Annotated in this window: 9 protein-coding genes; 1 reads left to right on the forward strand and 8 read right to left on the reverse strand. The window is 69.1% G+C overall.

Translation table 11 applies throughout. From position 1 onward, the window contains the following. Window positions 1-8: 8 nt before the first annotated feature. The 7 genes from OG326_RS25625 to OG326_RS25655 all read right to left on the reverse strand — a co-directional run bounded on the left by OG326_RS25625 (window position 9) and on the right by OG326_RS25655 (window position 20516). Entirely contained in the window at window positions 9-1001 is a 993-nt protein-coding gene (locus OG326_RS25625) for an ATP-binding cassette domain-containing protein (RefSeq protein ID WP_327139666.1), read from the reverse strand. Next, the gene (locus OG326_RS25630; protein ID WP_327139667.1) at window positions 998-14680 is read right to left on the reverse strand and encodes a non-ribosomal peptide synthetase; all 13683 of its coding nucleotides are present in this window, start codon (window positions 14678-14680) and stop codon (window positions 998-1000) included. Before OG326_RS25630 ends, OG326_RS25625 begins: the two co-directional genes overlap by 4 nt. Window positions 14681-15037: 357 nt before the next feature. Further along, on the reverse strand, window positions 15038-16693 hold the full coding sequence (lnt, locus tag OG326_RS25635; protein ID WP_327146579.1) for an apolipoprotein N-acyltransferase: 1656 nt from the start codon (window positions 16691-16693) through the stop codon (window positions 15038-15040). A gap of 319 nt (window positions 16694-17012) precedes the next feature. Next, a complete protein-coding gene (locus tag OG326_RS25640) occupies window positions 17013-18608 on the reverse strand; it encodes an amidohydrolase (RefSeq protein ID WP_327139668.1) in 1596 nt (531 codons plus the stop codon). A 78-nt stretch (window positions 18609-18686) separates the two neighbouring features. After that, a complete protein-coding gene (locus tag OG326_RS25645) occupies window positions 18687-19472 on the reverse strand; it encodes an alpha/beta fold hydrolase (protein ID WP_327139669.1) in 786 nt (261 codons plus the stop codon). A 39-nt stretch (window positions 19473-19511) separates the two neighbouring features. Next, a complete protein-coding gene (locus OG326_RS25650; protein WP_327139670.1) occupies window positions 19512-20006 on the reverse strand; it encodes an FxsA family protein in 495 nt (164 codons plus the stop codon). Between the two features lie 72 nt (window positions 20007-20078). Then, a complete protein-coding gene (locus OG326_RS25655; RefSeq protein WP_327139671.1) occupies window positions 20079-20516 on the reverse strand; it encodes a MarR family winged helix-turn-helix transcriptional regulator in 438 nt (145 codons plus the stop codon). Between the two features lie 60 nt (window positions 20517-20576). Between OG326_RS25655 and OG326_RS25660 the strand changes: the two genes are divergently transcribed. After that, window positions 20577-21488 carry an LLM class flavin-dependent oxidoreductase gene (locus OG326_RS25660; RefSeq protein WP_327139672.1) on the forward strand — a complete coding sequence of 304 codons (912 nt, stop codon included), beginning with the start codon at window positions 20577-20579 and terminating at the stop codon, window positions 21486-21488. 74 nt (window positions 21489-21562) lie between these two features. On the opposite strand, the gene OG326_RS25665 is transcribed toward OG326_RS25660, so the two are convergent. Then, window positions 21563-22225: a response regulator gene (locus OG326_RS25665; protein ID WP_297617418.1), complete on the reverse strand. Its 663-nt coding sequence runs from the start codon at window positions 22223-22225 to the stop codon at window positions 21563-21565. Window positions 22226-22236 lie beyond the last annotated feature (11 nt).

The following is a 22236-nucleotide window of genomic DNA, read 5'->3' on the forward strand; positions in this document are numbered from 1 at the left end:
GGTGGTGGTCACGAGAGGATCTCCTCTTGCACGGTGTCGGTGCGTCGGGCCGCTGCTTTGCGGTCCGCGGATTTGCCGGTGAGAGAAAGGAATACGTCGTCGAGGCTGGGCCGGTGCACGGTGGCGTCGACCACGCAGACGCCCGCGTCGTCGAGGCGGCGCAGGGCTTCGACCATGGTGCGGGTGCCGTCGCCCACCACGACGGTGACCTGATCGGCGTCCGCGTCCGCACTGGGCTCACCGAGGCCGACCTGGGCCAGAATCTGCTTGGCGGGCTTGGGATCCTGACCCGCCGCGAGGGTGACGGTGAGTTTGTCGCCGCCGATGGAGGTCTTGAGCTCATCGGCCGAACCGCGGGCGATCACTCGCCCGCGGTCGATGACGGTGATGCGATCGGCGAGCAGATCGGCTTCCTCGAGGTACTGGGTGGTGAGCAGCACGGTGGTGCCGTCGTCCACCAGTTCGCCGATGACCCGCCACATATCGATGCGCCCGCGCGGATCGAGCCCGGTGGTGGGTTCGTCGAGCACCACCACCGGCGGACGGCACACCAGCGCCCCCGCCAGGTCGAGCCGGCGCGACATGCCGCCGGAGTAGGTGCCCGCCTGCCTGCCCGCCGCGTGTTCGAGTCCCAGGGCGGCGAGCAGTTCGGTGGCGCGCTCGGCGGATTTGCGATGGCTCATGCCGTACAGCCGCGCCACCATGCGCAGGTTCTCGAACCCGGTCAGGTTGGCGTCGACCGCCGCGTACTGCCCGGACAGCCCGAGCCGGGTCCGGGCGCGGGCCGGATCCTTCAGCACATCGATGCCCGCCACCCGGACGGTCCCCGAGCTCGGGGCCAGCAGGGTGGTGACGATCCGGACCGTGGTGGTCTTACCGGCGCCATTGGGCCCGAGCAGACCCATGACGGTGCCGGACGGGATCTCCAGATCCACCCCGTCCAGCACGCGGACCTTGCCGTAGTACTTGACCAGGCCGTCCACTTCTACCGCGAGGCTCATCGGCTTTCCTCCCGCTGGGTGCGTGAAACGTTGGTGGACAGGTGATCTCGCAGTACGGGTCCGATCACCGCGAGGGATTCGGGCGTGGTCATGCCCGAGTGCCGGCAGCGCACGAGCTGGTCGTGCACGACGCCGGTGATGTGTGGATCCCAGGCCGCGGCGCAGCGGTCCGGGTCGGCCCGGTTGATCTCGTCGTCGGCGGCGGTGAAGAAGAGCAGATCGCCGATGAATACGCGCGGGTCGAAATCGTGCGCGAGCACCGCGCCATTGGCATAGCCGGTGTAGAGCCGTTCCAGATGGTCGACGGTCAGGGCCGCGAACGGTCCCGGCCGACTGCGCAGGAATTCCGCCGCCTCCTGCAGGCTCATGCGCGGATCCACATCGGTGGTGCCGCCGAGCAGATCACTGCCGAATTCGCCGATGATGTCGGCGACGCTGGGCACCGCCTCCTCGAGCCACTGCTCCGAGAGCTGGTAGCTGTCCATGAGCGCGAGCAGCGCCACCTCCTCCCCCGCCTCCTGCAGCTGCACCGCGATCTCGTGGGCGAGCAGACCGCCCAGCGACCAGCCGAGCAGATGGTAGGGACCCTGCGGTTGCACCGACTTCATATGCGCCACATAGCTTCTCGCGGCCTCGCCGATGGTGCGGTGGTCGTCGTCGCCGCTGACGTGCGGCGCCTGCAGACCGTAGACGGGCCGATCGGCGGGCAGGTGTGCGAGCAGTCCGGCGAAGCACCAGGCCAGACCGATCGCCGGATGCACGCAGAACAGCGGTGGCACACCGGCTTCGGTGATCGGCCGCAGCGGCAGCAGCGCCTGCAATGCGACGGCCAGGGCTGCCCCCGCGTCACCGTCGGCGTCGGCGAGGCGGCGCGCGATGGCGGCGGGGGTGGATTCGCCGAACATGGCCTGCACCGGAAGGTCGACGCCCGCCGCCCGCAGCTGGGAGACCACCTTGGTCGCCAGCAGCGAATTGCCGCCCAGTTCGAAGAAGCCGTCGTCCACACCGACCTGCTCGACGCCGAGCACCTCGGCGAAGGCGGCGCACAGTGCCGCTTCGGTCGCCGTGCCGGGCGCCCGGTACCCCTCGCGGGCCGCGAACACCGGTTCGGGCAGGGCGTCGCGGTCGAGCTTGCCGACCGGTGAGAGCGGCACCCGGTCCAGCAGCATGATCGACTGCGGGACCATGTAATTGGGCACCAGTTCCGCCACGTGCGCGGTAAGCGCGTCCACAGAGGGCGCGGTCCCGTTGCGCGGCTTCACATAGGCCACCAGTGCGGTCACACCCGCCGGGGTGCGGTGGCCGATGGTGGTGGCGAACTCCACCTGCGGATGCCGGGCCAGGGCGGCGTCGATCTCACCGAGTTCGATGCGGAAGCCGCGAATCTTGACCTGGTGGTCGGTGCGGCCCATGTACTCCAGATCCTGCACCCGGCCACTGCGCTCGATCCAGCGCACCAGATCGCCGGTGCGGTACATGCGCTCACCGGGCTTGCCGAACGGGTTGGCGACAAACCGCTGCGCGGTGAGCCCGGGCCGCCGCAGATACCCGCGCGCCAGTGCGGCGCCGGACAATTGCAGTTCACCGGTGACCCCGGCGGGAACCGGATGCAGCCGGCCGTCCAGGACGGTGGCCTGCACGCCGCGGATGGGTCCGCCGATGGTGATGTGGCCGCCCGGGGTCATCGGCTGCGACATGACCGTCACGATGGTGGTTTCGGTGGGCCCGTACACGTTGTAGAGCTTGCGGCCCGGCGCCCAGCGCGTGACCAGGTCCGGCGGCAGCGCCTCACCGCCGACGAGCACATGCCGCAGCGAGGTGACACCGGCCGGATCGACCGTGCCCAGCGCCGAGGTGGTGATGAAGGCGTGCGTGATGCCCTCCTGCATGAACACCTGGCCCAGTTCCGCGCCGCCGACCACACCGGGCGGGCTGATCACCAGGGTGGCCGCGCCGCCGAGCGCGAAGAGCAGGTCGAGCATGGCGGCGTCGAAACTCGGTGTGGCGAAGTGCAGTACCCGGCAGCCGGGGCCGACCTCGAAGCGCTGTGCGGTCTCGGCGGCGAAGTTGGACAGACCGCCGTGTGTGACCACCACGCCCTTGGGGATGCCGGTGGAGCCGGAGGTGTAGATCACGTACGCCGGATTGTCCATGCGCAGTGGGCTGGTGCGCTCGTCATCGGTGATGGGTGCGTCCGAGGCGGCCAGCACCCGGCGCCGGAACGACGGCGCGTCCAGCACAGTCCAATTCGCGCCGTCGGGCATGCGCTCGCGGTGTGCGGCGAGCGTGATGCCCACGGACGCACCGGAATCCAGCAGCATATGGCTGATGCGCTGCTCCGGGTAATTGGGATCGACGGGCACGAACGCGGCGCCCGCCTTGGCGATGGCCAGGGTGACGGCCACCGATTCGGCCGAGCGCGGAATACCCATGGCGACCAGGGTTTCCGGGCCGACGCCGTAGCTGATGAGCGTGCGGGCCAGCCGGTTGGTCCAGCGGTCGAGTGCGTCGTAGGAGATCTGCGTGCCCGCCGCCCGCACCGCGATGGCCTGGCGGTTGAGGTTGGCGGCGGCCTCGAACACCTCGGGGAAGGTGATCGGCAGTCCGGCTTCGGCGCCGCGTACCGGTGCCAGCGCCGACCATTCGCCGGAATCGAGCAGTGCCAGATCACCCACGGCGGTCGCGGGATTCGCGACGGCCGCACCGAGCAGTCGTACGAACCGGTCCGCCAATCGCTGCGCGGTGCGCTCGTCGAACAGGTCCGTCGCATAGTTCACCGAGACGGTGATGCCGTCGGGCAGGCGGCTCGGCGTCCAGGACTCGGTGAGCGTGAACTGCAGATCGAATTTGGCCAGACCCGGATCGGCATCGTCGGCCTCGATGCGCAGGCCGGGCAGTTCCAGCACCTGCGCGGGCTGGTTCTGCACCGACAGCATGACCTGGAACATCGGGTGATGGGCCTGCGTGCGTGCGGGATTGAGCACCTCGACGAGCCGTTCGAACGGGACGTCGGCGTGCGCGAAGGCCTCCAGATCGGTATCGCGGACCGCGCGCAGCAGTTCACCGAAGGCGGCATCGCGGTCGAGCCGGGTGCGCAGGACCAGCGTGCCGACGAACATGCCGACGAGCTGATCCAGTGCCGGATGCCCGCGCCCGGCAATGGGTGTGCCGACGGTGATGTCGTCACCGGCGGTGAGGCGGTGCAGCAGGGCGACGAGCGCGGCGTGCAGCACCATGAACATGGTGACGCCGTGTTCGGCTGCCAGGGACTGCAATTCGCGGTGGGTGAAGGCGTCCAGGGTGCAGTCGACGGTGCCGCCGCGATAGGTGGGCACCGGCGGCCGCGGCCGGTCGGCGGGCACCGAGAGCAGCTCCGGACTGCCGTCGAGGGCTCGGCGCCAGTAGTCGAGCTGCCGGCTGATGACCGAATCCGCATCGCTTTCGCGGCCCAGCACATCCTGCTGCCACAGCGTGTAATCGGCGTACTGGATGGGCAATTCGGGCCAGTCCGGTTCCTGCCCGCCGGCGTGTGCGCTGTAGGCGGTGGCCACATCGACCGCGAGCGGACGCAGTGACCAGCCGTCCATGGCGATGTGGTGCACCACCAGCACCAGCACGTGTTCGTCCGGTTCGGTATCCGCCGCACCGGTCAGGCGCAGCAGGGTGGCACGCAGCGGCACCGTGGTGGCGAGGTCGAATCCGGCGGCGGCGATCCGGCGGATCTCACCGGTGACGTCCTCGGCCGCGACACCGCAGACCGGCAGCGCCACCGCGGCGTCGACCGCGTCGAGCACGTGCTGGCAGGGCTCACCGTCGACCTCGGGGAAGACGGTGCGCAGTGTTTCGTGCCGGGTTTGCACCGCGTGCAATGCCGCGCGCAGGGCCGCGACATCCAGTTCGCCCCGCAGGCGCAGGGCCACCGGAATGTTGTACGCGCCCATGGCTTCATCGTTCGCGCCGGAGGCATTGAACTTCTCCAGGAACCACAGTCGCCGCTGTGCGGCGGACAGCGGAATCTGCCGGGGACGGGTGCGGCGGCGCGGTTCGGGTCGCAGATCCGTCGAGGCGGGTCCGGCGTCGAGCTGCGCGGCCAGTCCGGCCACGGTGGGTGCGGCGAAGACGGCGCGCACTTCGAGGCGGACACCGGTGGCGGTCGCCAGGCGGGCCACCAGTTGCGTAGCCAGCAGCGAGTTTCCGCCGACCTCGAAGAAGCTGTCGTCGGCGCCGAGCTGCTGCGCGCCGACCAGCTCGCCCATGACCTCCGCGACCAGCACCTCGGTATCGGTCTCGGGATCGCGCGAGATCTGCGCGAGGACGGCCTGCGGTTGCGGCAGCGCCTCGCGGTCGAGCTTGCCGACCGGGGTCAGCGGAATGTGATCGAGCAGCGTGAGACTGCTCGGCACCATGTGCACGGGCAGATGCTCGGCGCAGTGCACCCGCACCTGCTCCAGATCGAGCTCCGGCCCCGCGGGCAGCACATAGGAGACGATCCTCTTCGTGCCCGCGATATCGCGGACCTCGGTGTGCGCGAAGCGAATTGCCGGATGCGAGGTGAGCACCGCGTCGATCTCACCGAGCTCGATGCGGAAGCCGCGCACCTTGACCTGATGATCGCTGCGGCCCAGATAGACGAGTTCGCCCGCGGCGGTCCAGCGCACCACGTCTCCGGTGCGGTACATGCGCGAACCCTCCGGCCCGTACGGGTCGGCGATGAATCGCGCTGCGGTGAGATCGAATCGGTCGATATAGCCGCGGGCCGTGCCCTGGCCGCCGACGTACAGCTCACCGGGCACACCGACGGGTACCGGGCACAGGCGCTCGTCGAGCACCACCGCACGGGCGCCGCGCACCAGGGTGCCGATGGTGACCGGCATGCCGGGCTCCATGGGTCCGGCGATGGTGACGACCACGGTGGCCTCGGTGGGCCCGTAGCCGTTGAACATGAGCCGTCCGGGAGCCCAGCGCGCCACCAGTTCCGGACCGCAGGCCTCACCGCCGACCGCGACCGCGCGCAGGTGCGGCAGCTCCCAGCGCTCGCGATCGATGGTGGCCAGTGCGGCCGGGGTCAGGAAGGTGTGGCTGATCTGCTCCGCCTCCATGAGCGCGGCCAGTTCGTCACCGCCGTAGATATCGGCGGGCACGATGACCATGGTGGCGCCGGAGCCGATCGCGAGCAGCAGATCGAAGAGGGCGGCGTCGAAACTCGGCGAGGAGAAGTGCATGGTGCGCGAATCCCGCTCCACGCGCATGCGATCGCGAATCTCGTCGGCGAAATTGGAGAGTCCGCCGTGGGTGACGGCCACACCCTTGGGCCGCCCGGTGGAACCGGAGGTGTAGATGACATAGGCGAGGTCACCGGTCCACAGCGTGGAGAGGCGGTCCACATCGGTGACCGGACTGTCGTCGAGCACCTCCAATTCCTCGATCAGCTCGGGATTGTCGAGCAGCATCCACTCGATGGGGTGATCGCCGGCCGCGGCATGCAGTCGCGACGCGTGCTCGGTCATGCTGACGCCGACCCGGCAGCCGGAGTCGGAGAGCATATGCCGCACCCGATCCGCCGGATAGCCGGGATCGACCGGGACGAAGGCCGCCCCGGATTTGGCGACCGCCAGCACCGACAGCACCGACTCCGCGGAACGGGTGAGACCGAGCGCGACCCGATCACCCGGGCCGATGCCCTGGGCGATGAGCGCCCGCGCCAGGCGGTTCGAGTAGACATCCGATTCCAGATATGTCAGTGCCGTATCGCCGAAGCGCAGGAATTCGCGCTCGGGATTCAGATGTGCGGTGGCGGCGAAGTAGGCCGCCAGACTGCACTGCGGTTCCGGCGCCGGACCCCAGGCGGGAGTGAGCAATTCGCGTTCGACATCGGTGCGCGCGTCGATGGCGCGAATGCGCGCCCGCGGATCGGCGGTGACGGTATCGAAGATCCGCACCAGGCGCTCGGCGAGCACCTCGATGGTCTGCTGGTCGAACAGTTCTGCGGCATAGACGAATTCGTAGGACCGCTGCTCGGCCTCGGGGCGGTCACCGGGCAGCACCCGCAGTTCGAGGTCGAATTTGGCGAGGGCGATATCGAGTTCCTCGGCCTGCAGGCCGAGGCCGGGCAGCTGCAGCGCCGGCAGCGGCGTGTCCTGCACGGTGAGCGCGACCTGCAGCAGCGGGCGCAAACCCGAAGGACGCCGCTCCTGTGCCGAATCGTCGCTCCGCGACCCGAGCTCCTCCACCACCCGTTCGAACGGGACCTCGGCATTGGCCATGTCGGCCAGTTCGGTATCGCGGTCGGCCTGCAGCAGTTCGGCGAAACTGCGGTCCGGGTCCACGTCCGAGCGCAGCACCAGGGTGTTGACGAACATGCCGACCAGCTCGTCCAGGCGGGTATCGGTGCGCCCGGCGACCGGGGTGCCGATGACGATGTCGCGGCCTCCGGTCACCACGCGCAGCAGGATCGCGAGGGTGGAGCGCAGCACCATGAACATGCTCACGCCATTGGCGCGGGCGGTCTCGGCGAGGCGGTGCTGCAGGGCGTCGGGCACCTCGAAGCGCACCACGCCGGAGCGCTGGGTGGCCTCGATCGGGCGCGGCCGATCGTAGGGCAGCGGCATTTCCTCCGGCAGATCCGCCAGCGCGGTGCGCCAGTAGGCCAGCTGGGTGGCGGCCGAGCTCTCCGGATCGTGCTCCTGGCCGAGGCATTCGCGCTGCCACAGACTGAAGTCCGCGTACTGCACCGGAAGTGGCGTCCACTTCGGCGCCACGCCGCCGTGCCGGGCGCTGTAGGCCAGCGCCAGGTCCCGGGTCAGCGGACCCAGCGACCAGCCGTCTGCGGCGATGTGGTGCAGCACGATGCCGAGCTGATGCCGTCGTTTCCCGGTGCGCAGCAGCGTGATTCGCAACGGGATCTCGTGCGCCAGATCGAAGCCGCGCCGGGCCAGCGAGCGCAGCGCGGTGCGGGCGCCCACATCGTCGGTCTCGACGGCCTCGAGCACCGGCAGGCAGCGGGCGGTGTCCAGCAGCACCTGGCTGGCGCCGAGCTCGTCCTCGGGGAAGACGGTGCGCAGCACCTCGTGCCGCTCGATGAGATCGGACAGGGCCGCCTGCAGGGCCGCCACATCCGGATCGCCGTCGATTCGCAGCACGAATGCAATGTTGTAGGCACTGGATTCGGGGGAATATCGATTCAGGAACCACAGTCGCTGCTGCGGCAGCGACAGTGGAATGCGCTCCGGACGCGGGGTGTGCACAGCCAGCGCTGCCCGCTGCGTCCGGGGCGCCTCCTGCAGGCGCACGGTCACGCCCGCCACGGTCGGCGCCTCGAAGATGGCGCGGACGGGGAGTTCGACCCCGAATTCGGTGTGCAGGGCCGCGGTGAGCCGGGTGGCGAGCAGCGAATTGCCGCCGATCTCGAAGAAATTGTCTTCCGCGCCTTGCACTTCCGCGCCGAGCACGGTGCCGAACACCTGCGCGACCTGCAGTTCCATCTCCGATTCCGGGGCGCGTGAGGGTGCGATGGCCGCGAAATCCGGTGCGGGCAGCGCCTTGCGATCGAGCTTGCCGGACGGGGTGACGGGCAGGGCGTCGAGCACGGTCAGCGCCGAGGGCACCATGTACCCGGGCAGCCGGCCGCGGGCGGTCTCGAGCACCGCGGCGATATCCAGTTCGGTCTCGGCGGTGAGATACGAGACCAGGCGGCCGATTCCGCGTTCGTCATTGTGGACGACGGTGAGCGCGAAGGTGATTCCCTCGTACGAGCGCAGCACATGGTCGATTTCGCGCAGTTCGATACGGAAGCCGCGGATCTTGATCTGATCGTCGGCGCGGCCCAGGAAGCGCAGCTGCCCGGCGCCGTCGGCGACCACCAGATCGCCGGTGCGGTACATGCGCTCACCGCGCCGGCCGTGCGGATTGGCCGGGAAGGACTGCGCCGTCAGGCCGTGCCGTCCGAGATAACCGCGCGCCAGGCCGGGCCCGGACAGGTACAGCTCACCCGCGACCCCCGGCGGCACCGGGTGCAGGCGGGCGTCGAGCACGAACAGGCGCATACCGCGCACCGGCAGGCCGATGGGCACCGGACGGCCCGCGATCATGGGTCCGGTGGCGGTGGCCGCGACCGTCGCCTCCGACGGACCGTACATATTGTGCATGCGGCGCACCGGCAGGTGCGCGGGCCGCGACTGCGGATCGGTCCAGACCCGGACCAGTTCCTCGGGGCAGGCTTCGCCGCCGACGATGACCGCTTCCAGATCCGGCAGCTCCTCGGCCGGGACGGTGCCGAGCGCGGCGGGGGTGACGAAGGCGTGTGTCACCCGCTCCTCGCGCAGCAGCGTGGCCAGCTCCGCGCCGCCGAAGATACCGGCGGGCGCGACGATCAGGGTGGCCCCGGAGGCGAACCCGAGCAGCAGCTCGAGCACCGAGGCATCGAAGCTCGGCGACGAGAAGTGCAGGGTGCGTGCCGAATCGGTGACCCGGAACAGATGCATCTGCTCGCGGGCCAGCGAGGCGATGCCCGCATTGGTGACCACGACGGCCTTGGGCTTGCCCGTGGACCCCGAGGTGTAGATGAGGTACGCCGGTCCGGCGGTGCGCAGCGGATGGTGCCGGTCGGCATTGGTGAGCGGCGTGAGCGGGAACCGCGCGCATTCGGCGGCCAGCTCCTGCGAACCGAGCAGCAGCCAGTCCACGTACGTCTTGCGGTGCCGCCCACGGTTTCCCGGCCAGTCCGGCATTTCCTCGTGCCGGTCCGGGCTGGTGAGGCCGAGCATGGCCCCGGAATCGGCGAGCATGTGGGCAATGCGGTCGGCCGGATAGTCGGGATCGATGGGGACGTAGGCGGCGCCGGTCTTGGCCACCGACCACACCGCGAGAATGCAGTCCAGGCTGCGCGGCAGTGCCACCGCGACCACGACCTCCGGACCCGCGCCGTGCTCGATCAGCACCCGGGCCAGGCGATTGGAGCGCTCGTCGAGTTCCCGGTAGGTGGTGTCCTGGCCGAGGTAGCGCACGGCCACCGCATCGGGCAGCCGCTCGGCGGTATCGGTGAGCAGGCGTGCGAGGGTGCTCGAGGCCTCGGCCGGGGACCCGGTGATGGGCACCAGCTTGGCCATCTCCCGCGCATCCAGCAGCGGCAGATCTCCCACCGGGACGGTCGGGTCGGCAATGGCGGCGGCCAGGATCGCGCCGAAGCGACGGGCGATGGCCTCCACCGTACTGCGGTCGAAGACGTCTGCGGCATAACCGAATTCGGCGGTGAGCGGCATATCCTCGGAGGCGATGCCGAGCGGTTCGTGCACGGTCAGCTGCAGATCGAATTTGGCGATGTCCACATCCATGGACTGCACCGTGGCGAGGACGCCGGGCAGCTGGATGCTCAGCTCCGGGGTGCTGTCGTAGGAGAGCATGACCTGGAACAGCGGATGCCGGGCGGCGGAGCGCTCCGGATTGACCACCTCCACCAGGCGCTCGAACGGCACATCGGCATTGGCGAAGGCATTGAGGTCGGTATCGCGGACCTCGGCGAGCATGCGATCGAATCCGGCGGCCGGGTCGACGCGGGTGCGCAGGACGAGGGTATTGACGAACATGCCGACGAGCTCGTCCAGCGCCGGATCGCTGCGGCCCGCGATGGGCGTGCCGATGGCGATATCGACCGTATTGCACAGGCGCGCAAGCACTGTCGCCAGTGCCGCGTGTAGCACCATGAAGGTACTCACGCCCCGTTCGGCCGCGACGGCGGCGAGCCGGCGGCGGATATCGGCGGGAATGGTGAATTCCACCCGGCCGCCCTCGGTGGAGCGCTGCCGCGGGCGCGGGCGGTCCAGGGGCAGATCCAGCTGATCGGGCAGATCGGCCAGGGCCGCCCGCCAGTAGGCCAGCTGCTTCGACAGCGCGCTGGCCGGATCGGCCTCGTCGCCGAGCAGTTCCCGTTGCCACAGTGCGAAATCCGCGTACTGCACGGGCAGCGGCGTCCAGCCGGGTGCCGCGCCCTCGGCGCGCGCGGCGACGGCGACCATGATGTCGCGGGTCAGCGGGGCGATGGACCAGCCGTCGCCGCTGATGTGGTGCAGCACCATGAGGAACAGGTACCGGTCGGGTCCGGTCTCGTACAGCGCCACCCGGACCGGGGCCTGACTGCGCAGATCGAAACCGTATCCGGCGAATTCCGTGGCGAGGGTGCGGACATCGGCCTCGGTGGCATCGATCGGATCGAGGGTGAGCGGGATCTCCGCGGCCGGATGCACCACCTGGCAGGGGCCTTCCGGAGTATCCGGGAAGGTCGAGCGCAGGCTTTCGTGCCGCTCCAGCACATCGACGAGACCGGCGCGCAGCGCCGCAATGTCCAGTGGCCCGGCCAGTTCCACCGCGAGGGGCATGTTGTAGGCGGCGGCGTGTTCGGCGAAGCGGTTCAGGATCCACAACCGCTGCTGTGCCAGCGACAGCGGAATGTGGTCGGGCCGCTGCGCCGCAATGAGTTTCAGTGAGGCGGTTTCCCCCTGCAGGCTGTCGAGCCGACCGGCCAGGGCGGTGACGGTGGAGTATTCGAACAGGTCGCGAATGGTGACGGTCGCATCGAGGGCGGCGTTCACCCGCGCGATGGCCCGGGCGGCGGTGAGCGAATTGCCGCCCAGATCGAAGAAATTATCGGTGACGTCGATGTCCTCGGTGCCGAGCATCTCGGCGAAGACGGCCGTGATCTGCCGCTCGACCTCGGTGCGCGGGGCGGCGACGGTGCGCGCGGGGCGGCGCGCGGCCACACCCGGATCGGGCAGCGCCTTGCGGTCCACCTTGCCGTTGGCGCTGAGCGGTAGTTCGTCGAGCACCATGATGACCGGCGGCACCATATAGCCGGGCAGCACGCGGCGCAGGCCGGCGGTGAGTTCGGCGGGATCGAGCGGTTCGACGCCGGGGGCGGCCACCGCATAGGCGGCGAGTTCGTCGCCACCGCGCCCGCGCCGGGCCACGCAGACCGCACGTGCGACCCGCTTGTCCGACAGCAGCGCGGCCTCGATCTCGCCGAGTTCGATGCGCAGGCCGCGAATCTTGACCTGGAAGTCGCTGCGGCCCAGGTATTCCAGGACACCGGTCCGCCCACCGCGCCAGCGCACCAGGTCACCGGTGCGGTACATGCGGGTGCCGGGGGTGAACGGGTTGGCCACGAAACGATCCGAGGTCAGCGCGGGGCGGCCGAGGTAACCGCGCGCCAGCTGCACACCCGCCAGGTACAGCTCACCCACCACGCCGGGCGCGACCGGCTGCATGCGGGCATCCAGTACATAGGTGCGGGTGTTCCAAATGGGTGCGCCGATGGGCACATCCGTCGCGCCGGGCGTGCAGTGCCAGGCGGTGACGTCCACGGCGGCCTCGGTGGGGCCGTAAAGATTGTGCAGCTGCGGGGCGCCGGAACCGGTGCCGAGCGCGGCATGGAATTCCGCGACGGTGGCGGCGGGCAGCGCCTCACCACTGCAGAAGACCCGGGCCAGGCCGGTGCAGCCGGCCACATCGGTATCGGTGAGGAACACCGACAGCATGGACGGCACGAAATGCGCGGTGGTGACGCCCTTGTCGGCAATGATCCGGGCCAGATAACCCGGATCGCGATGCCCGTCGGGGGCGGCGATGAGCAGGCGCGCGCCGATCTGCAACGGCCAGAAGAACTCCCACACCGAAACATCGAAGGTGGCGGGGGTCTTCTGCAGCACCACATCGGTGCTGTCGAGCGGATAGGCGTGCTGCATCCAGCGCAGCCGGTTGACGATGGCCGCGTGAGTGACGCCGACGCCCTTGGGCTTACCGGTGGAGCCGGAGGTGAACAGCAGATAGGCCAGGTGATCGGCGCGCAGCGGGGCGAGCCGATCGGCATCGGTGATCGGACGCCCCCCGAGGGCGGACAGATCAGCGGTGTCGATATCGAATCTGGTTGCCTGCGCGGGCAATTCGAGCTTGTCGCGGGAGGCGGTCAGCACGCACACCGGATGCGCCTGCTCGAGGATCTGCTCGAGGCGCTCGACCGGATGATCCGGATCCAGGGGAAGGTAGGCCGCACCCGACTTGACCACCGCGTACATGCCGACGAGCAGGTCGAGGTGCCGGCGGATGGCCAGGCCGACCACCTTGTCCGGACCGGCTCCGCGCGCGATGAGTTCGCGGGCAAGGCGATTGGCGCGCTCGTCGAAGGCGGCATAGGTGAGGGTCTCGCCCTCGAAATCCAGGGCCACCCGGCTCGGGCACATGGCGGCCCGGTCGGCGAAGAGCCCGGCCAGGGTGCCCTCCTGGCGGGCGACCTGGGTCGAATTCCATTCGTGCAGTACACGTTCGCGCTCGAGGTCGGTGAGGGCGGGCATATCGCCGACGGCGGACTGCGGGTCGGCGCGCAGGAAGCGCTCCAGGAAATCGAGGAAACGGCCGTGGTGCATGGCCAGTTCGGCATCGCCGTACAGGCGCGGATTGGCCTCGAAATCGATGTGGATGCGGTTGCCGCCGCCGTTGTAGAGGTTGATGGAGAGGTCTTCGACGGGACCGGTGGAAACCACATTGAGCGAGCCGACGAGGCTGCCGAACTTCAATTCGCTGTGGAACAGCATGAGATTGACCATGGGCCCGAAGAACCCGCGCGCGTCCCGGGAGTAGCCGCAGTCGCGGCGGATGTCATCGCTGCGGTAGCGCTGATGCCGCAGCGCACCGGTGATCTGCAGTTCGACGGCGCGCACGGTGTCCGCGACGGAGACCGAACCCTCGAAGCGCACCCGGATGGGCACCACATTCGACACCACACCCGCGGAACGGCGCAGCGCCACGGTGGTGCGCGCGGAGACCGGCAGGCTCAGCACCACGTCCTGACTGCCGGTCACCGACCGCACGTAGCAGGCCAGCGCGGCCACGAAGAGCGCGGAAGTATTGGAGCCGAAGGTGGTTGCCGCATTCTGCACGGCGGCCTCGACCTGCTCGCTCAGCACCGCGGTGGCGCAGCGGCGGCCCACATCGGAGGAGGCGGCGGCAATGCTGCTGGCGGACAGGGTGATCGGCTCGCTGACGCCCTCGAGCTGTTCGCGCCAGTAGTCGCCGTCATTGCGGAAACGGCTGGTATCGCGGTAGCGGATCTCGTCGCCGTAGATGGTCGCCAGCGGCGTGGCGCGGGAAACCACGGGCTCCGTATGGCTTTCGAGCGCCGTATAGATCTCGGCGGTGCGGGTGGTCGCGTTCATGGCCCCGTAGCCGTCGATGACGATGTGGTGGCCGCGCGTGTACCAGATGTACGCCGAATCCCCGGTCCGCAGCACCACATTGATGGTCAGCGGATCGTGTTCGATATCGATGGCGGAGTTGGCGTGGTCGTTCATCCACGCCAGGGCCGCGGCGCGCGGATCCGGCTCCTCGCGCAGATCGATCCGTGCCCAGCCCGGCCGCCAGGTGGGATCGACCACCTGGTGCGGCACCCCGTCGAGCTCCAGCAGCCGCACATGGCCCACCTCGGTCTCCGCGCCGAACCGCTCGATGGCGTACAGCAGCCGGCCGACATCCAGATCGCCGTGGATCTCCACGTACTGGGCGATGGTGAGCGGAATATCGGGCCGGATGCGTTGCGCGTACCAGAGGGCCGATTGCGCGGGAGACAGCGCGAAAGGTTGAGCCGAGAATTCACCCGAAGAACATTGGTCGACACGATCGGTGGCCAATGAACTCATCAAACACTCCTTCTGCCGCTGTAAGACGCAACTCCCCGAACCCCGGCGGGCCGTCCTACCGGGTTTCGCGCACGCGCGAGCAGCCGTAGGACGTGATCCACGCCCTATGATTCGGAGCCTCCCGCCCAGCGGACGGGTGTTGATCTCGAGTTGCTCGGCAACGAACAGCGTTGGCGGAGCTTATTTTTCGACAGCTACCTCAAGGCAAACCTCACGATTGTGGCTTAACTCGCAAAAGTAACCGCTGGCAATCTGGGCATATCGGTCAGACGACAGGCTCCAGCTAAATATTGGCGAACATGAATCGCCGAAGCGGGACGGCCCTCGTCACACGTGCCCGCTGTGTCCTGCACCCTGCTACACCGACTGCGTACTGCCGGTTCCCTCCGCATCGACCGGCGCCGCGGGGGTGCGCGTCCGCCGCCGAATCACGGCCGCTACAGCGACGGCCGCGGCAAGGATACACAGAATGCGCTCCGGCGCGGGGCCCAAACGAGTGGCGAGTGTCGTGTCCGTGCGCAGCGGCAGGGTGGCCACCAGCGCGGCCGGCACGAACTGCGGGGTCTGCTGCGCGATGGTGCCGTCGGCGGTGATCATGGCGCTGACGCCGGTGGTCACCGAAACCACCACGGCGCGACCGTGCTCCACCGCGCGAATGCGCGACATGGCCAGCTGCTGATAGGTCATCTCGCTGTGGCCGAAGGTCGCATTGTTGGAGGGCACGGTCAGAATCTGCGCGCCGGCCCGCACGGCCTCCTCGAAGGCGCGATCGAAGGCGACCTCGTAACAGGTGGCCACGCCGATCGCGACGGGTGCGCCGCCGCTCGCGGGCTGCACGTGCACCACGCCGTCGCCCTTGCCCGGGACGAAATAGCCCGCCCGGTCGGCGTATTCGGAGAAGTGCCGGAAGAAGCCGCGATACGGGAGGTACTCACCGAAGGGCTGGATGATCTTCTTGTCGTGGCGCTCGCCCGGACCGGCCGAATCCCACACGATGACCGAATTGGTGGTGGTGCGATCGTCGTTCACGAGCACCGCGCCGACCAGGATGGGCGCCTTGATATCTCGCACGGCCTGCGTGATGAGTTCGTAGGCGTCGTCATTGCGGAGCGGATCGATATCGGACGAATTCTCCGGCCAGATCACCACATCCGGCTGCGGGGCCTGCCCGGCCGCGATGGCCTTGGCGAGTTCCTCGGTGCGCTTGATGTGATTGTCGAGCACCGCGCGGCGCTGGGCATTGAAATCCAGTCCCAGCCGCGGCACGCTGCCCTGGATCGCGGCGACCGTGATCAGCCGGTTGCCGTCCTCCGGGCGGGGCAGCGCGGTCCGGAGGATCACTCCGGTGATCGGAACTATAGCGACAAGCATTGCCGCAGCAACAATCCGGTTCCACGATGTGAGACGTTGCACGCCCCATCTGGGACGATTCGGCCGCGCCGCGTACGCCGCGCGCGCGGACGGCAGCAACCACACCGCGAGCGCCGCCACGCCGCCACCGGTGAGCGCCACCAGGAAACTCACCAGCGGCGCCCCGCCGACCATGGCGAACGGCAGATACCACCCATCGGCCTGCCCGAAAGCCAGCCTCCCCCAAGGAAACCCGCCGAACGGAAAACTCGACCGCCCCCATTCGGTCAGCGACCACCCGAGCGCCACCCACACCGGCCACCCCGGCAGCCGCCCGACCAGCCGGACGAACACCCCGAACAACCCCACATACACCGACAGCGCCGTCGACAACGCAATCCACGGCACCGGCCCCACATAGATCCCGGTCCACGGCAGCAGCGGCAGGAAGAACGCCAGCCCCGCCAGCATCCCGTACCCGAATCCCCCACGCAGCCGCCCACTCCCGCGCACCGTGAGCACCAGCACCGCAATCCCCACCGGCGCCAGAAACCACAGCGTCCGCGGCGGAAAACTGGCGAACAGCAACAACCCCGCGATGACAGCGCTGACCATCCGCACCAGCACCGGACGCCGACGCGGCAACTCCACGAACCGAGCCATGAGCTGGGTCACACCCCCGTGGTGCGCCTCGCCATGATCGACTCGGGCATCGGCACTTCCGGCCGTACCGGCGCTGTCCACCGTCGATTCACCCACAACCCCAACACCTTCCGACGCCGCACTCATCGCGGCCGATTCTCCCCGCGCGGCGGTGATCGCGCCGACCGGCCCGTCCTCTTCCCGCGGCTCGGCGACCCGCGCAGATCCCGCTACGGGGTTGTCCGCGTCATCGCTCACAGCCCGCCCGGATGTCCCGGCACTCGACTCTGCGTCCGGCGAACCGGGAAGTGCTGGAGGAGAACCATTTTCGGGGGTCGGCTCAGAGGGCATGGATGGTCGTCCCGCGGTGCACGGTGGTCAGGCAGCGGGGCAGGGGGGCGCCGGGGGTGAGGGGCGGGAGGCCGGGGACTCGGGAGCGGGGGTCGGTGGACCAGCGCTGGACCTTGTCGGAGGCGGCGGCGACCACGAGATCGGTTGCCTCCCAGACGGCGTAGGAGGCGGGGGCGCCGGGGACCAGGGTTCCGGCGACGCCGTCGCGAACGCCGCCGGCGCGCCAGGCGCCGCGGGTGGCGGCGGCGAAGGCGGCGCGGGGGGAGATCTGGTGGCCGGGGGTGCGGTGATCGGCGGCGGCGCGCAGGGCTTCCCACGGGTTCAAGATCGTGACGGGGGCGTCGGAGCCGATGGCGAGGGAGATGCCCGCGGCGGCCATGGCGGAGAAGGGGTTCAGGGTGGCGGCGCGGTCCGTGCCGAGGCGGGTGGCGTACATGCCGTCCGGGCCACCCCAGGTGGCGTCGAAAGCCGGTTGGACGCTGGCGATTACGCCCCAGGCGGCCAACTGGGCGATCTGGGCGGCGTCGATCATTTCGGCGTGTTCGATGCGGTGCCCGCGCGCGGCGAAGGCCGGACCGCCGACCTGGGCGACAACACGTTCGAAGCCGGTGACCACGGCATCCATGGCGGCGTCGCCGATCACATGGAATCCGGCCTGGATTCCGGCTTCGGTGCAGGCCAGGACATGTGCGGCAATGGCATCGGCGTCGAGGTAGGCGGTGCCGGTGCTGTCGCGGTCGGCATACCGGTCGCGCAGCCAGGCGGTGTGCGAGCCGATCGAGCCGTCGACGAACAGATCGCCGCCGAGGGCGTGCACGCCGAGTTCCTTGGTCAGGGTGCGGGCTTCGTCGGCGCTGCGCACGGCCTGACCCCAGTAGGCACGCACCTCCACGCCGTGCTGGAATTCCAGCAGCTCACGCACATCGGTCTCGCCCGAGATATCGGGTCCGGCGCATTCGTGCACGGCGGCAATGCCATTGGCGGCCGCGGCATCGAGGGCGGCGCGGCGGGCGCGGTCACGCTGCGCCGGATGCAGTGCCCCCAGCGCGGCGGCGCGCACCCGGTGATGCGCCTCGCTGCGCAGCGGCTCGCCGCGAGTGAAGCCGGTCGCCTCGGTGATCGCCTCGACCGCATCCAGCAGCGGGGTCGAGACGACGGCCGAATGCGCGTCCACGCGAACCAGATACACGATCCGCCCGGGTGCGGCGGCATCGATTTCGGCGAGGCCGGGCGCACGCCCCTCGGCCCAGTTGGTCTCGTCCCAGCCGTCGCCCAGCACCGGCCCCTCCGGATGCGCGGTCGCGTAGGCGGCCAGCAACTCGAGGCATTCGGCGAGGGAACGAGCCTGCGACAGATCGAGTCCCGTGAGCTTCAACCCCAGCGCCGTCACATGCACGTGCGGATCCACGAATGCCGGTGCGACGAAGGCCCCGTCGAGCTCGATGACCTCGGCCTCGGGATGCAGCGCCCGCCCGGTGCGATCCGCGCCGACCCACACCACGGTGCCGTCGGTGACCGCCATGGCCGTGGCGTCGGGATTACTCGAGCTGTAGATGCGACCGCCGACAAGCAACTGGGTACTCACGGATTTCAAGTCTGCCCCACGCCCTCGTGCGGATCGCAACCGCACTCCACACACCGGACGTAGCTCACACTCCGGGCGCTACCGCGGTTGCTGAACCTGCTTGGACAGGGCATCGATGGCGCTGACGATCTCGGCGGGGTGGCTGAAGGGCAGTTTGTGATTGCCCTCGATCCACTGCACGGTGATATCCGGATCGGCGGCCTGCAGCACCTCGGCGCCCTCGCGCCAGGTCCGGTTCACCCGCTCCGCCTTGGCATCGTGCCCGGTGGCGGTATCGGTCGCCAGCAGCATGGAGACCGGGCAGTCGAGCGCGCGATAGGTATCGAGCAGATGATGCTGGCGGCGCTCGTCCACCTCGAGGGTGAGATCGGCGAAGGCATTGCCCGGCATGGCATAGCGGTAGGGAGTCAATCGCACCAGCAGCATGGCGAGCTTGGTGCCGAGACTGGTGACCGACGCCCGCATGGCCTTCGCATCGGTGACCAGCGGCTGCTGGATCGGCACCGCGCCGTCGACGAGCACCAGCCCGGCCACGGTTCCCGGATGCGCCGCGGCATAGGCGAGCGCGAGATCGGCGCCCAGCGACCAGCCGATGAGAATCGGCCGGTCCGCCTGCACCTCGGCCAGCACGGCCTCGACGTCGGACAGGAAGTCCGCGACCTTGTATGTGCTTGCGGTGGAAGCTTTTCCATGGCCGCGCAGATCGAAGGTGATGCTCTCATAACCGGGCAGATCGGCAATGACCGCTTTCCACGCGACCTGGGTCGCGCCGGCGCCATTGATGAATACCAGCTGCGGGCCGGATCCCGAGCGCGTCACCGGGAGGGTGACATCGCCATGGGACACGGTCGTATCGCTCGACATGGAGTTATCTGTCCTTCGAGGTGTTTCCGGGGGCTGTGGTCAGCGAGGATCGATGATCCGGTGGGCAGTGCCCTGGCCATCGTCGTAGTACTCGGACACGACAGTAGCGTCGATGACTTCACCATCGGGGTCGATGACCACATTGCGGTATCCGTTCGGACCGACCGCCATGGCCACCCGATTCAGGCGGCGCGCGGCGAAAGCGGCCACGACCGGGCGCACCAGGAACCGCGTGAACGGCACCAGGGCCACCAGACCGAGGAGCGAGGTGAGCAGGCCGGGCACGAACATCAGCACCGCGCCCACGGTGACCAGTGCGCCGTCGGCGACAGCGGTGGAAGGCTCGATCTCACCGCGCGAGGCCTTGCGGAAGTTCTCGAACACCCGGCGCCCCTGCGAGCGAACCAGGATCAGCCCCATGGCCGATCCGGCGACGAGCAGGAGAATCGTGGGAAACACGCCGATGAGGTGGCCGAAAAGCACCAGGGTGGCGATCTCGGCGAGGAAGTACGCGGCAAACAGTAGTGCGGGCATGTGGCGATCCTTTCGGCGATCTACCCCTACCAACGCCCAACCTCCCGATTTTTCTCCCGATTGCGGCGTCGGTCACAGCGTAAGCGTGCGCAGCGCATCCAGCAGCGCCCGGTGCCGGGCGGCGCCGAGCGGGGCGAGGAAACGCGATTCCGCCGCCGTGCGCAGCTCTTCGGCGGCGGTGAGCAGTTCGGTGCCGTGCGCGGTGGGTTCGACAATGTTCTTGCGCCGGTCCTCCGCGCTGCGACGGCGCGTGACCAGGCCTTTGTCCTCCAGGCCGTCGACAAAGCCCGTCATGGTCGTGCGGTCGATGCCGAGTCGCTGCGCGGCCTCCAGCTGGGACAGCGGCGTGTCCGTCGCATTCAGCAGGGCCAGCACGGCGAGTTCACGACTGTCGATTCCCAACGGCCGCAAGGCCTTCCCGATCTCCTCGGCCAGCCCCGCGTAGGCGCGCTTGAGGAGATACCCCAGGCGGGGTGTGAGGACGTCATCGTCCGGTGTCGGCTCGGCCATGCGGCAACCCTACCGTTCCACTGATAGTCAGCAGCACTGACGATCAGCTAGCCTGAAGTTATGACACGAATCAGATTCGGCGTGAAAACCACCCCCATGCGCGTCGGCTACGACGACATCCTGCGGGTATGGGAAGAGATCGACGGCATCCCCGAGATCGAGGACGCCTGGCTGTGGGATCACCTGATGCCGATCAACGGTCCCGCCGACGGCGCGATCCTGGAGGGCTGGACACTGCTCGCCGCGCTGGCCGCACGCACGCGGCGGCTGGAACTCGGACTCCTGGTGACCAGCAATAGAATTCGCGAACCGGCCGTCCTCGGCAAGATCGCGAGCACCGTCGACGCCATCTCCGGCGGCCGTCTCATCATGGGCCTCGGCGTCGGCGGCACCCGCCAACCCCCGAACACCGGCGGCATTCCCGGCCCCAACCCCGCCGAAGCGGAATACACCGCCTACGGCCTGCCCCTCGTCTCCCCCGCCGAAGGCCTGCGGCGACTGGCCGAAACCATCACCATCCTCGAAAAGATGTGGACCGAGCCCGAATTCGACTTCCACGGCCGGCACTACACCCTGCTCGGCAATCACAACGAACCCAAACCGGCTCGCCGCCCACCCCTGTTGATCGGCGGCTGGGGCGATCGCACCCTGCGCCTGGTCGCCGAATACGCCGACCTCTGGAATATCCCCGGCCCGCCGCACAACGGCCTCGACTTCATCACCGACCGCATCCGGGTGCTCGACGAGCACTGCGCCGCCATCAGCCGCGATCCGGCGGACATCATCCGCTCAGTGCAACTCATCGTGGACTACGACAATCCGGCCGGCACCCGCAGCACCATCCTCGAATTGGCCGATGCCGGAATCACTCACGTCGTACTGAGCCTGCGCGCGCCCTACCCGATCGCGGTCGGGGCCTGGTTGTCCGAACAGATCATCACCCCGATCCGGGAACAAGCGCCCGCAGTCTGAGGCAGCGCATCCCTGCCGAGACTGCCCGGACCGGTCTCGCAGCGAGGGCGGCGGCCCGAAGCAGGCGAATCCGATCAGGCGCTCCCGGGCCTGACCAGGCCGGTTTCGTATGCGAGCACCACGGCCTGGACGCGGTCACGGAGGCCGAGCTTGGTGAGGACGCGGCCCACATGGGTCTTGACGGTGGCTTCGGAGAGGAACAGGGTCGCCGCGATTTCGGCGTTGGAGCGGCCCACGGCGATATGTTCGAGGACTTCACGCTCGCGGGCGGTGAGTGCGTCGAGGATCGCCGGGTCGCGCCCAGCGGCGGGATCGTCGGCGATGAGGCGGTCCAGTAGTCGCTTGGTGACCTTCGGGGAGACCACGGCGTCACCGGCGGCGACACTGCGGATGGCCGAGATGAGATCCTCGGGCGGGGTGTCCTTGAGCAGGAACCCGCTGGCCCCGGCACGCAGCGCGCCCAGGGCGTGCTCGTCCAGATCGAAGGTGGTCATGACGAGTACCCGGCTGCCGCAACCGGATTCGATAATGCGGGCGGTGGCGGTGACGCCATCGGTGACCGGCATGCGCACATCCATCAGCACGACATCGGGACGCAGTTCGGCGGTCCGGGAGATGGCGGTCGCGCCATTGTCGGCCTCCCCCACCACCTCGATGTCGGGGTGGGCGCCGAGCACCATCTTCAGCCCCGCGCGCATGAGTTCCTGATCGTCGACGACAAGTACGGTGATCGGCACGGGAACCAATC

The organism is Nocardia sp. NBC_01327 (assembly GCF_035958815.1).
Lineage (GTDB): Bacteria > Actinomycetota > Actinomycetes > Mycobacteriales > Mycobacteriaceae > Nocardia.